At 64.8% G+C, this 12388-nt stretch carries 10 protein-coding genes; 6 read left to right on the plus strand and 4 right to left on the minus strand.

Annotated features, from left to right (window positions below; translation table 11 throughout):
- Positions 1-32: 32 nt before the first annotated feature.
- Positions 33-677: an ANTAR domain-containing protein gene (locus RCH14_RS03065; protein WP_343024678.1), complete on the minus strand. Its 645-nt coding sequence runs from the start codon at positions 675-677 to the stop codon at positions 33-35.
- 649 nt (positions 678-1326) lie between these two features.
- On the opposite strand from RCH14_RS03065, the gene RCH14_RS03070 reads away from it, so the two are divergent.
- Together RCH14_RS03070 and RCH14_RS03075 are read left to right on the plus strand one after the other, a co-directional pair.
- Positions 1327-3723, plus strand: coding sequence for a S9 family peptidase (locus RCH14_RS03070; protein WP_343024679.1), 2397 nt, complete (start codon positions 1327-1329; stop codon positions 3721-3723).
- Between the two features lie 122 nt (positions 3724-3845).
- A complete protein-coding gene (locus RCH14_RS03075; RefSeq protein WP_343024680.1) occupies positions 3846-5546 on the plus strand; it encodes a VWA domain-containing protein in 1701 nt (566 codons plus the stop codon).
- Positions 5547-5550: 4 nt separating this feature from the next.
- On the opposite strand, the gene RCH14_RS03080 is transcribed toward RCH14_RS03075, so the two are convergent.
- Both RCH14_RS03080 and RCH14_RS03085 read right to left on the minus strand, forming a co-directional pair.
- Positions 5551-6786, minus strand: coding sequence for a M20/M25/M40 family metallo-hydrolase (locus RCH14_RS03080; protein ID WP_343024681.1), 1236 nt, complete (start codon positions 6784-6786; stop codon positions 5551-5553).
- The gene (locus RCH14_RS03085; protein ID WP_343024682.1) at positions 6783-8027 is read right to left on the minus strand and encodes a urate hydroxylase PuuD; all 1245 of its coding nucleotides are present in this window, start codon (positions 8025-8027) and stop codon (positions 6783-6785) included. Before RCH14_RS03085 ends, RCH14_RS03080 begins: the two co-directional genes overlap by 4 nt.
- Positions 8028-8189: 162 nt before the next feature.
- Between RCH14_RS03085 and RCH14_RS03090 the strand changes: the two genes are divergently transcribed.
- The 3 genes from RCH14_RS03090 to RCH14_RS03100 all read left to right on the plus strand — a co-directional run bounded on the left by RCH14_RS03090 (position 8190) and on the right by RCH14_RS03100 (position 11360).
- A complete protein-coding gene (locus tag RCH14_RS03090) occupies positions 8190-9128 on the plus strand; it encodes a LysR substrate-binding domain-containing protein (protein WP_343024683.1) in 939 nt (312 codons plus the stop codon).
- Between the two features lie 97 nt (positions 9129-9225).
- Positions 9226-10983 carry an allantoate amidohydrolase gene (locus RCH14_RS03095; protein WP_343024684.1) on the plus strand — a complete coding sequence of 586 codons (1758 nt, stop codon included), beginning with the start codon at positions 9226-9228 and terminating at the stop codon, positions 10981-10983.
- Positions 10984-11069: 86 nt separating this feature from the next.
- A complete protein-coding gene (locus tag RCH14_RS03100) occupies positions 11070-11360 on the plus strand; it encodes a hypothetical protein (protein WP_343024685.1) in 291 nt (96 codons plus the stop codon).
- A gap of 36 nt (positions 11361-11396) precedes the next feature.
- On the opposite strand, the gene RCH14_RS03105 is transcribed toward RCH14_RS03100, so the two are convergent.
- On the minus strand, positions 11397-11966 hold the full coding sequence (locus RCH14_RS03105; protein ID WP_343024686.1) for a hypothetical protein: 570 nt from the start codon (positions 11964-11966) through the stop codon (positions 11397-11399).
- A 52-nt stretch (positions 11967-12018) separates the two neighbouring features.
- Between RCH14_RS03105 and RCH14_RS03110 the strand changes: the two genes are divergently transcribed.
- Positions 12019-12387, plus strand: coding sequence for a helix-turn-helix domain-containing protein (locus RCH14_RS03110; protein WP_343024687.1), 369 nt, complete (start codon positions 12019-12021; stop codon positions 12385-12387).
- The last annotated feature ends 1 nt before the right edge of the window (position 12388 follow it).

Below are 12388 nucleotides of genomic sequence, written 5' to 3' on the forward strand. Positions count from 1 at the left end.
GGTATCCTGGTGTTCTTGTCAGCTGCGGGCGCTCAGCCCAGCAGGTCTTCCACGTCGATCAGGCGCTGCGCGACGTCGACCAGCTTCATGTTCTTGTTCATGGCCAGCGTGCGCAGGCGCTGATAGGCCTGGTCTTCGGTCAGCTGGTAGCGCGTCATCAACATGCCCTTGGCGCGGTCGAGTACCTTGCGCTCAGCCAGCTTTTGCCGGGTATCGCTCAATTCGTCGAGCAATCGCTGCTCGCGCCGGAAGCGCGCCAGCGCGACGTCGAGCACCGGCTTGACGCGCTCGGCCTGCAGGCCGGCGACGATGTAGGCCGACACGCCCGCTTCCAGTGCGGCGTCCATGCTGGCCGGCGCGGCGTCGTCGGTGAACAGCACGATGGGCCGGCGCGCATCGCGGGTGGCGATCACGATATGTTCGAGCACGTCGCGTGCATCGGACTCGCTGTCAAGGATGATCAGGTCGGGCTGCAACTGCGCGATGCGCTCGGGCAGGAACACGTCGGCCGGGAGCGACGCGATCAGGTCGTAGCCCGATTCGAGCAGGCCAATACGCAGCGCGGTGCTGCGCCGGGCCTGCGCTGCGTGGGCAGCGTCGGGGTCGGCGTCGGGCGCCGTTGCGGACAGCACAACGACAATGCGCAAATGTGGGGATGCTGTCTCTCGCGATTTCATGCTGTTTCTGCATGCAAGAATCATACCTTGACGAGGTGATGCACTGAGGCAATGCCCTTCTTATGCGTGTGCTGACTGTCGAGATATACGTCAGCCGCATATCTTTCCAATGAGCAACGCGACAATTATTCGTTTTGTGAATCGCGGGAATCACGAATGAAAAGTTTTCTTATGACTCGATGCCTTTTATACTGCAACGCAACATGACAGTATTTAACCAGGAGCGCACTATGATTGCAGCTATCCAGCAAACCAATTTCTTCGCAGCGGCGATCGCCGCCATCCGTAGTTTTTCGCAAGACCTGTACATCGCCCACGGCGGTTACGCTCCTTCGGTGCGGGGTTAATCATGCATCCACTCGAATACCTGACCATCGCGCTGGCAGTTCTGACCGTTGCCGCCCGTATCTCGATGCACCTGCCACGCCCGCCCAAAGGCCCGTTCAAGGCAATGTAAGCAGCAGGGCACGCCCCATTCAGGGCGGAACAATCCGCCTGTTGTACCCAACGCTGGCCGTATTGACATACTGCCGGCGTTTGTATTTATAGTAAAAAAACCTTTTCCAATCCGCGCGCCGTGGCAAGTGGCTGCGCTAGAATGCATTCGCATTTCTGGCCAGAAAGCCCTTCTTTCACTTACCACATACCCATGCGCACACCTGCACTTACCCTCTTTGCGGCCTCCTTCGCCGCCTCGCTGGCATCGTTCGCACTGCCGGCGGCAGCAGCACCGACACCCATCACCCTCGACCAGGCCATGAGCCATCCCGACTGGATCGGCACGCCGGTGGAAGACGCGTGGTTCAGCTGGGACAGCAAGCAGGTGTACTACAAGCAGAAGCGTACCGGCTCGCCCCTGCGCGACACGTTCCAGGCCGGCTCGAATGCCGGCAAGGCGCAGATGGTGGGCGACGCCGAGCTGGCGAAGATCGACAGCACCGACGTCGTCTACAACCGCAACAACACGCGCATGCTGGTCATCCGCAACAACGATCTGTTCGAGCGCGATCTGAAATCGGGCCAGCTGGTGCAGGTCACGCGGGGCGCGAGCCGCATCGGCAACGCGCAGTATGCGGCCGACGAACGCTCGGTGCAGTACCGCATCGGGACCGACTGGTATGTGTGGGACCGCGTCACCCGGGTCACCGGTCCAGCCGCGCTGCCGCGCGCCGCGAAGGACCCGAACGCGCCGGAAGACGACGCCTACCGCGCGACCGAGCTGCGCCTGATCGAGCACCTCAAGCGCCAGAAGGATGACCGCGACGCGCTGCGCGCCCGCAACGACGAACTGCGCCGGGTCGATGCCTCGATGGCGCCAACGCCCGTCTACCTGGGCGACAAGGTCACGCTGGAGGCCAGTTCGCTGTCGCCGGACGGCCGCTGGCTGCTGGTCGTCACCGCCGCCAAGAGCGCCGACAAGGGCCGCGTGGGCAAGATGCCGCGCTACGTGAACGAATCGGGCTACGAAGAGACCGAAGACGTGCGCACGCGCGTGGGCCGCAACATGCCGCCGGCGCATACGCTCAAACTGGTCGACCTGCGCACCAATACGGTCAAGGACATCGGCTTCGACACCCTGCCCGGCATCACCGTCGATCCGCTGGCCGCGCTGCGCGCTGCCGCAAAAAAGGATCCACTCAAGGGCAACCGCCCGGTGGTGGTCTCGGGTGGCCGCAATGCGATCGACTGGAGCAGCAATGGCGCCAACGTCGCGGTGATGCTGCGCTCAGTCGACAACAAGGATCGCTGGATCGCCAGCGTCGACCTGCGTGACGCCAAGCTGAAACCCCTGAACCGCGTGACCGATGGCGCCTGGGTCAATTACGACAACGCCGAATTCGGCTGGCTGCCGGACAACCGCACGTTGTGGTACCTGTCGGAAGAATCGGGCTACTCGCACCTGTACACGCAGGACACCATGGGTGCCGGATCGGCCGCGCCACGCGCGCTGACCTCGGGCAAATGGGAAGCCAGCGACGTGCGCTGGAACACGGACGGCAGCACCGCCTACATGCTGTGCAACCACGAAGCACCGGGCGACTACGAAGTCTGCGCCGTGAGCGCCAAGGGCGGCGCGGTGCGCGAAGTGACGAAGCTCGACGGCGTCGAACGCTTCAACCTGTCGCCGGACCAGAACAAGCTGCTGGTGCACTGGTCGTCGAGCTACACGCCGATCCAGATCGCGACCGTGCCCGTCTCGGGCGGCGCGGCCACCAAACTGACCGATACCCGCACGCCCGACTTCAAGGCGCGCGAGTGGATCGAGCCGCAATACGTGGCCGTGCCATCGAGCGCCGGCGGCGATCCGGTGCACGCCAAGCTGTATCGGCCTGCGCAGCTCGAAGCTGGCAAGACCTACCCGGTCGTGATGTTCGTGCATGGCGCGGGCTACCTGCAGAACGTCAGCAAGCGTTATCCGGTGTACTTCCGCGAACAGATGTTCCACAACCTGCTGGTGCAGCAGGGGTACATCGTGCTGGACATGGACTACCGCGCCTCGAAAGGCTACGGCGCCAAATGGCGCACCTCGATCTACCGCCAGATGGGGCACCCGGAACTGGACGACTACCTCGACGGCGTGAAGTACCTGGTCGGCCAGCAGCAGGGCGACGCGAACAATATCGGCGTGTATGGCGGCAGCTACGGCGGCTTCATGACCTTCATGGCCCTGATGCGCGCGCCGGACGTGTTCAAGGCCGGCGCCGCGCTGCGCCCCGTAACCGACTGGACCAGCTACAACCACGAGTACACGGCCAACATCCTCAACACGCCGGACATCGACCCGGAAGCGTATAAAAAATCGTCGCCGATCGAATACGCGCAGAACCTCAAGGGCCACCTGCTCATCTCGCACGGCATGATCGACGATAACGTGCTGTATCAGGATTCGGTGCGCATGGCGCAGCGCCTGATCGAGATGAAGAAGGACCACTGGGAACTGGCGAGCTACCCGCTCGAACGCCACGGCTACGTGCAGCCAGAGGCGTGGTACGACCAGTACCGCCGGATCTATCAGCTGTTCGAGCGCTCGCTAAAGCAGAAGTAATCCCCGCGCCGGCAACCGCTGTGCATATCCTTTTTGCATAGGCATTACAGGATGTAAGCGCGATTGCCGGCGGCGCGCGGCTGGTGCACCTTATGACAACCATCACCTCATGAGGTCCTGCCATGTCACGCTCGCGCGCTACCCTCCCCGCCGCTTTACCACTTCTTGCGGCGACCCTGCTGCTGGCCGCCTGCAGCGCACCCCAGCAACTGCAAGCGGATAAGGCCGCAGCGCCGCCGCCGGCGCCCGGGACGCGGGTCGAGATGACCGGCAGCGCGATTTCCTCGTATTCAGGCTACACCGGCGTGCCCCCGGCCACCTTCCAGCGTCGCCTCGCTGCAGTGCCTTATCCGACGCCTCACCCGTCCCCGAGCTATGCAACCGGCGCCGAGCGCTTTCCCGATGCACAGGCCAACCGCGCGGTGCTGGTCGACGAGCAGCCCGTATCCACCTTCAGCAGCGATGTCGATACCGCCTCGTACGCGTACGTGCGGCGCCAGCTGAGCGCGGGCCGGATGCCGCCACCGGCCGCTGTGCGGGTCGAGGAAATGGTGAACTACTTCCCCTACACCTATGCCGCACCTGGCAAGGCCAGCCAGCCATTCGCGCTGGCCACGGGTCTGATGCCCAGCCCATGGAATGCGGACAACCAGCTGCTGCACGTGGCCGTGCGCGGCTACGATCTGCAGCACGCCGAACGGCCGCCGATGAACGTCGTGCTGCTGGTGGACGTGTCCGGCTCGATGGCCCCGCAAGACCGCCTGCCGCTGCTCAAGCAGGGCTTTCGCCTGTTTGCGCAGGGCTTGCGCGAACAGGACCGGGTGGCGATCGTCACCTACGCCAATGGCACGACGGTGGCGCTCGAACCGACCACGGGCAGCGACAAGCAGAAGATCCTGGACGCCATCGATGCGTTGCAGGCAGCCGGCGGTACGGCCGGCCGCGATGGCCTGGAGCGCGCCTATACCATGGCCGAACGCCACTTCGATGCGAAAGCCGTCAACCGCATCATCCTGGCCACCGACGGCGACTTCAATATCGGTGTGAGGGATCCGCGCCAGCTCGAAACCTTCATTGCCGGCAAGCGCAAGAGCGGCGTCTACCTGTCGATTTTCGGTGTCGGCGACGGTAACCTGAACGATGCGCTGATCCAGCGCCTGACGCAGTCGGGCAATGGCAACGCGGCCTACATCGACTCGCTGCTCGAAGCGCGCAAGGCGCTGCAGGGTGAACTTGGCTCGACGATGTTCCCGATCGCGAACGACGTCAAGATGCAGGTCGAGTTCAACCCGGCCCGCGTGGCGGCTTACCGCCTGATCGGGTACGAGACGCGCATGCTGGCGCGCCAGGACTTCAAGGACGACAAGGTCGATGCGGGGGACATGGGCGCCGGCCACACGGTGACCGCGATCTACGAGATCACGCCGGCGGCGGGTGCTGCCAAACTGGTCGACCCGCTGCGCTACGGCACCGCAAAGAAAGCCGCCCCCGTGGGCAAAGGTGACGAACTGGCGTTCGTGCGGGTGCGCTACAAGCTGCCGGGCGCGAGCAAGAGCCGCCTGGCCGAACAACCGGTGCGCCAGGGGTCGGCGCGCGCCACGCTGGCCGCCGCGCCGGCCGACCAGCGCTTCGCGGCGGCGGTGGCCGCCTTCGGCCAGCGCCTGCGCGGCGAGCCGCAGGTGAGTGACTACAGCTATGCCGACATCGCCACGCTGGCCAGCGACGCCCGCGGCGCCGATCCGGACGGCTATCGCGCCGAGTTCGTCAAGCTGGTGCGGATGGCCGAGTCGTTGGGCCAGGCCGGGGCGGCCGGGCGGCCTTGATCGTTCACGGCGCGCCCAGCATGTCCAGCAGCGTCAGCGCCACCACCTTGGTGGCGCTGCGCAGATCGGCCAGCGCCAGCCGCTCGTCGGCCTTTTTCGCGTTCGCTTCCGTGACCGTGCGCGGCCCGGCGCCATACAGCACGGCCGGAATACCACGCTCACCATACAGGCGCGCATCGGCATACAGCGGCGTGCCGACAGCGGGAATCGCTTCGCCGAGCACGGCGTGCGCATTGCGGCGCAGGCTCTCGACCAGCGGCTGCGCGCCGGGCAGCGGCCGTAGCGCCTGCGACAACAGCAGGCGCCGGATCTCGAGCCGGATGCCGGGCATGCCGGCCACCGCGTCGCCCACCAGCGCGCGCACCTGCACTTCGACCGCGACCGGGTCTTCTTCGGGAATCATGCGCCGGTCGAGCTTGAGCACCACCTTGCCTGGCACCACATTGGTATTCGTGCCGCCGTCGATGCGCCCGACGAGCATGGTCGGCGAATCGATGCCGGGCACGCCCGACTTGATGGTCTTGAGCCGTGGCAGGTCGCCGTAGATGGCATTGAGCACCCGCGTGGCTGCCTGCAGCGCGTCAACCGCTGTTTCGGGCATCGCGCCGTGGCCAGCCTTGCCATGCACCGTCACTTCCAGCTGCAGGCAGGCGTTGTGCGCGGTGATGATGCTGTAGCCGAAACCGGCGGCGATCACGTAGTCGGGCTGCGTCAGGCCCTGCTCGAGCAGCCAGCCCGGCCCCAGCAGCCCGCCGAATTCTTCGTCATACGTAAAGTGCAGCTCGACGCCGCCACGCAGCGGCGCGCCCAGGGCTTCGAGCGCGCGCACCGCGAACACATAGGTGGCAAAGTCGCTTTTCGATACCGCTGCCGCGCGCCCGTACAGGTAGCCGTCTTCGATCACGGCGCCATACGGCGGATGGGTCCAGCCCTCGCCCGGCGGTACCACGTCGCCATGCGCATTGAGCGCCAGCGTCGGCCCGTCTCCGCCGTATGGTCGACGCACGATCAGGTTCGTGATGCTTTCCAGGCCATAGTCAATCACCTGCTGCGCTGGCACCGCGTGCCGCTCGACCGGCCAGGCGGCCCCCTCCAGCATGGCCGCCACGGCCTCGGCATGCGGCGCATTATTGCCCGGCGGCGTATCGGTGGGGATCCGCACGACGGCCTGCAGGAAGCCCACTTCTTCGTCAAAATGCGCGTCGATCCAGTCGGTCAGGCGTGTCTGTAATGCGTTCATGGTGTGTTTCCTGTTTTGGCGCCGGCCTCGAACCAGGCGCCAATCGCGGCGCGTTCGGCATCGGTCATGTGCGTCAGATTCGCCAGCGGCATGGCACGGGTCTGCACCGTCTGCTGGTAGATGCGCGCGGCGTGCTGGCCGATCTGTTCCGGCGTTTCGAGCATGACGCCCAGCGGCGCGGCCGCAAAGCCGGGCTGCGTCGGCTGCGCCGCATGGCATGAGACGCAGCGCGCGGCCATGATCGTGCGGACCTCGGCAAAGCGTGCAGCGTCGACCGTCGCGGTGGTGACGACCGGTGCAATGCGCACCGGCCGGGCTGGCGCCAGCAGCACGCCAAGCCCGAGCAGCAGCGCGATACCCGCCACCGGGTATCGCCATTCGATGCGGCCCTTGTGGCGCAGGTTGAAGAAATGGCGGATCAACACGCCGGCCAGCATGATCACGCCCAGCACCGCCCATGCGTGCGGGTGGTTGTAGGTCATCGCGTAGTGGTTGCTGATCATGATGAACAGCACCGGCAACGTGAAGTAATTATTGTGGACGCTGCGCTGCTTGGCCTTGACGCCGTGGACCGGGTCGGGCTTCTGCCCCGCCAGCATGGCATTCACCATCTTGCGCTGACCCGGAATGATCAGCATCGCGACATTCGCCACCATGATCGTGCCGATCATCGCGCCCACGTGCAGGTACGCCGCGCGGCCGCTGAGCAGGTGCGTGAGCACCCAACTGCTGCCAACCAGGAACAGGAAGATCGTCGCGCCGAAGGCCAACTGGCGCTGCACCAGCGGTGAGCGGCACAGCAGGTCGTAGACGATCCAGCCGACGACCAGGCTGCCCATGCCGATCCCGATCGCCTGCCCGCTCGACAAATCGGCCACGCTGCGGTCGATCATCATCGCTTTCGCATTCAGGTAATACACGATGATGAGCAGCGCAAAGCCCGACAGCCAGGTGGAATAGGCTTCCCACTTGAACCAGTGCAGCTCTTTCGGCAGTTCGGCAGGCGCCACCAGGTATTTTTGCGGGTTGTAGAAGCCGCCGCCGTGCACCGCCCACAACTCGCCTGCGACACCCTTGCGCTCGAGGTCCGAACCAGGCGCCGGCGGCTTGATCGTGTTGTCGAGCCAGACGAAGTAGAACGACGCGCCGATCCAGGCAATGCCGGTGATGATGTGCAGCCAGCGCACCAGCAGACTGAGCCATTCGAGAACGTAGGGGGCCAGGTATCCGGGGTCGAACATGGGCGTCCTTCAGGGTCGCAGATTCAAGGGGAAATACGCGCGCACGCCAGTGCAACCATGGCGACCGACGGCTTGACGATACGCTGATTTCCATTTCTGCAACAACAAAATCGGCGTATATTCGACATATCCGACTCGATATACAACCAAGATTGCACGGCCATGTCCAGCCTTCCCCGCAACCTCGATCTGCACCTGATCCGCATCCTCTACCTGCTGCTGGTGGAGAAAAACGTCTCGCGCGTGGCGCTCAAACTCAATCAGCCGCAGCCCTCGATTTCGGCCTCGCTGCGCAAGCTGCGCGAACTGACGGGCGATCCGATCCTGGTGCGCGGCGCGCGCGGCATGGTGCCCACGCAGCACGGCGAGGGTCTGCTCAAGCCCGCCAAGCGCATTCTCGACGAAGCCGAGAGCCTGTTCGTGCGCAAGGCGCCGTTCGTGCCCGAAGAAGCCACGCGTACCTTCCACATCGCCGCGCCGGATTACCTCGATGCGCGCTTCCTGCCCAATGTGGTGGCGCTGCTGCGCCGCGGCTCGCCCGGCAGCAAGGTCGTGATCCATGCGCTGGGGCCGGGCCAGGATTACCTGCGCATGCTCTCCGACGGCGACATGGACCTGGTGATCGCCAACTGGGACGAGCCGCCGGCGCACCTGCACATCTCGAAGCTGTTCGAAGACCCGATCATCTGCACGATGCGCGCCGATAGTCCGTATGCGCGGCGCACGGCGCCGGACGCGATGACGCTAGAAGATTACCTCGACCTGCCCCATGTCGCCCCGACCCAGATGCTGCCCGGGTATCACGGCGTGATCGATGCGCATCTGGAGCGCCTGGGCCTGCAGCGCCGCGTGGCGGTGGAGTCGCCCTACTTTGGCGTGATCCCGTACATGCTCACGCAAAGTGACCTGGTCTTGACCACCGGCCGCCAGTTCATCCGCGCCTACGAAAAGACGCTGCCTTTGAAAAGCTTCACGGTGCCGGTAAAGTTTCCGCCGATGCGCTTTTATCAGTTGTGGCACCAGCGCGTGCACCAGTCGACCGAGCACAAATGGCTGCGCGACCAGGTCAGCAGCGCCGCGCGCGCGCTGGTACAGGGCTAGTCTATATGCGCCGGCTGCTGGCAGCCATCCGCCGGCCGATATGGGCGCAGCCACCGCCAGCCCGTATGATCGATCGCTTGACCACCAGGGAGCGCAGATGACCACGATAGCAACGCTGAATGCATGCGAGGCCGCCGGCTTTGTCGAGGCCCTGCGCGGCATCTACGAACATTCGCCATGGATCGCGGCGCGCGCGGCGCACGCCCGTCCGTTCGCCAGCCTGGCCGCGCTCAAGCGCGCCTTGCAGTCGGTGGTGGATGCGGCCAGCATCGACGAGCAACTGGCGCTGCTGCGCGCGCACCCGGAACTGGCCGGCAAGGCGGCGATCGCCGGCGCCCTGACGGCCGAATCGACAAACGAGCAAGCCAGCTCGGGGCTGGACCGCTGCACGCCGCACGAGTATGCGCAGCTGCATGCGCTCAACGCCGACTACAACGGCCGCTTCGGCTTTCCGTTCATCCTCGCGGTCAAGGGCCCGACCGGCCAGGGCCTGTCGCGCCAGGCCATCATCGCCACCTTCGAGCGGCGCATCGGCAATGCGCGCGTAGACGAACTGCACGAAGGGTTGCGCCAGGTGCACCGTATCGCCGAGATTCGCCTGAACGCGCTCTTGGGCGTGACGCCATCGCTTGGCGCGCGTGTGATGGACTGGTGCGAAGCGCTCGGCGCCATCAGCGACGTTGAGACGAACCTGACCTGCGCCTACATGACGCCGGCCCACCAGCGCACCGCCGCGTGCATCGCCGGCTGGATGCGCGAGGCCGGCATGACGGTCCAGATCGACGCGGTGGGCAATGTCGTCGGCCGTTACGCCGCCGCAGGGCCGGGCGCCCGAACGCTGGCAACCGGCTCGCACTACGACACCGTGCGCGATGGCGGCAAATACGACGGGCGCCTGGGCATCCTGCTGCCGATCGCGGTCGTCGCCGAGCTGCACGCGCGCGGCCAGCGCCTGCCGTACGACCTGGAGGTGATCGCGTTTGCCGAAGAAGAAGGGGTGCGCTATCAAAGCACGTTCCTGGGCAGCAGCGCCATTGCCGGCAGCTTCGACATGGGTTTATTGAGCACCCTCGACAGCGATGGCGTCACGCTGGGCGAGGCGCTGGCGCAGGCCGGTCACGATGCTGCCAACATCGCCGCCATCGCGCGCGATCCGGCGCTGCTCCTCGGCTTTGTCGAAGTCCACATCGAGCAAGGCCCGGTGCTGCTCGAACGCGGCCTGCCGCTGGGCGTGGTGAGCGCGATTGCCGGCAGCTCGCGCTATATCGTCGAACTGCGCGGCGTGGCCAGCCACGCCGGCACCACGCCGATGGGCATGCGGCGCGATGCGGCCGTCGCCGCCGCCGAGATCGTGCTGCTGGTCGAAGCGCGCTGCCGCCAGGGCGCATCCCTGGTCGGCACGGTCGGCCAGCTCGAGGTGCAGGGCGGCTCGGTCAACGTGATCCCCGGCGCGTGCCGCCTGTCGCTCGATATCCGCGCCGCCGACGATGCGGTGCGCCTGGCCGCAGTGGCCGATATCCTGGCCGGCATCAGCACCATCTGCGCTGCGCGCGGCATCGGCGAACGGCTGGTCAAGCTGCTGGAGATCGACGCCGTGCCATGCGCGCCACGCCTGATGGCGCAACTGGGTGCCGCGGTGGAACGGGCCGGCCTGCCGCGCTTCGATTTGCCGTCCGGCGCCGGTCACGACGCGATGCGCATGGCGCAACTGACCGACGTCGCGATGCTGTTCGTCCGCTGCGGCAACGGCGGGATCAGCCACAATCCGCTCGAGACGATGACGGCCGATGATGCCGATATCGCGGGACGGGTGTTGATGGACTTTCTGGAACAATGTAGCGATACGCACGGGTGAGCACCTTCCGGAGGTGATCAATTTCCCTTCGCCGCATGGATGCGCGTTTGCTACTATGTTTGAACCGTCACATCAGTCAGGATCACATGCGCACACCTGCTTTGTACGGCTCTCTTCTCATGGGACTTTCATTTTCTACGCTCGCTGCCGGGGGCGTGCGCACCGATCTCAGCACACTCGGGCAAGGTGATCAGTACAAACCGTATTACGACCGAAATCCAGACGCACGCGGCTGGACCTATTCGCTCGACGACTTTACCCGGCTGGGCGTACGCGATATCAAGGTCATCAATCCGCCCTGGAAGCCCGGCAGCGCGTCCGGACAAACGCCCGTGGTGACCATACCGATCGACGTCAAGCCTGCGCCCGCATCTTGAGCGAGCCACGGGCGCGTTCTGCGTGCAGCGCCGTGCTCAAGACGTTCCAAAACTGACGAGGTTGCGTTGCGACTGGTCGCGTGTCACCAGCACGCGGGCCAGTTCCACCGGCACACATGCTTGCTGCGTGAATGTCCGGGAATGCGCCTTGGCAGCCTCTGCAACGAGTTTCTCTTCCGTTACCACGTCATAGTTCCCGCGCTTGAAGATCAGATGCTCGATGCCATCGTCGCCAGCTGGCGCCGGCTTGACGACGACCAGCGACCAGTGACCTTCATCGCCGACAAATTGCTTGCGATTCAAGAAGTCATTCACGCGCGCCGCCGCGAAAGCACCGTCGGGCACTCTATCCTGGTACGGCGTCAGCGGACACAGCAAGGTACCAGCGGGCCACGCCAGATCCACCAGAGGTACGACGGCGTCGGGGCGCAATTGCGACAGCTGGCGATCGATCGGGTGCGGATCCTGGGCACAGGCGCCGAGCGCCAACAACGCGAGGATGCCGATGGTGCGAAATGATTTCGTCATGTGAACGTGCCTGTTCGAGGTAACAATGAATCGACCGGTAAGGCTCGATCCGTCGATGGTTCTTGACTGATCGTTCAAATATCCTTACATTGTCATTATCTTACAACCGTTCAACAACCGATCCTATCCCATGGCCCGCCCGAGAAATTTTGTTGAAGAAGATGTCATAGACAACGCGGCGGCGGTGTTCGGCCGCCTCGGCTATACAGCGTGCTCGATCGACGATCTCGTCGAAGCGACAGGACTGCAACGGGGCAGCCTCTACAAAGCCTTCGGTTCCAAGCGGGGTCTCTTTGAAAAAGTATTGCGAAAGACGCTGGCCGGCAACTGGGCAAATGATGGCGCATCCCTGGATTTGATGATTACGGCGCTGCGGGAGTTGGCGAGCTTCGACCTCCCCGTCGCTGAACTGTGTCGTTGCGCATTGGCGGCACATGCATCAAACGCAGCAGAATTGCTCGGCTCCCGCTTACTCGACCATCTACCACGCAAGGAATGAC

The organism is Massilia sp. MP_M2, from assembly GCF_039123635.1.
In the GTDB taxonomy this organism is placed as follows: domain Bacteria; phylum Pseudomonadota; class Gammaproteobacteria; order Burkholderiales; family Burkholderiaceae_D; genus Telluria.

Bases quoted from the DNA above. Each gene is read 5' to 3' on its own strand.
- RCH14_RS03065 (WP_343024678.1), bottom strand. From the start codon at position 677: ATGAAATCGCGAGAGACAGCATCCCCACATTTGCGCATTGTCGTTGTG.
- RCH14_RS03070 (WP_343024679.1), top strand. From the start codon at position 1,327: ATGCGCACACCTGCACTTACCCTCTTTGCGGCCTCCTTCGCCGCCTCG.
- RCH14_RS03075 (WP_343024680.1), top strand. From the start codon at position 3,846: ATGTCACGCTCGCGCGCTACCCTCCCCGCCGCTTTACCACTTCTTGCG.
- RCH14_RS03080 (WP_343024681.1), bottom strand. From the start codon at position 6,786: ATGAACGCATTACAGACACGCCTGACCGACTGGATCGACGCGCATTTT.
- RCH14_RS03085 (WP_343024682.1), bottom strand. From the start codon at position 8,027: ATGTTCGACCCCGGATACCTGGCCCCCTACGTTCTCGAATGGCTCAGT.
- RCH14_RS03090 (WP_343024683.1), top strand. From the start codon at position 8,190: ATGTCCAGCCTTCCCCGCAACCTCGATCTGCACCTGATCCGCATCCTC.
- RCH14_RS03095 (WP_343024684.1), top strand. From the start codon at position 9,226: ATGACCACGATAGCAACGCTGAATGCATGCGAGGCCGCCGGCTTTGTC.
- RCH14_RS03100 (WP_343024685.1), top strand. From the start codon at position 11,070: ATGCGCACACCTGCTTTGTACGGCTCTCTTCTCATGGGACTTTCATTT.
- RCH14_RS03110 (WP_343024687.1), top strand. From the start codon at position 12,019: ATGGCCCGCCCGAGAAATTTTGTTGAAGAAGATGTCATAGACAACGCG.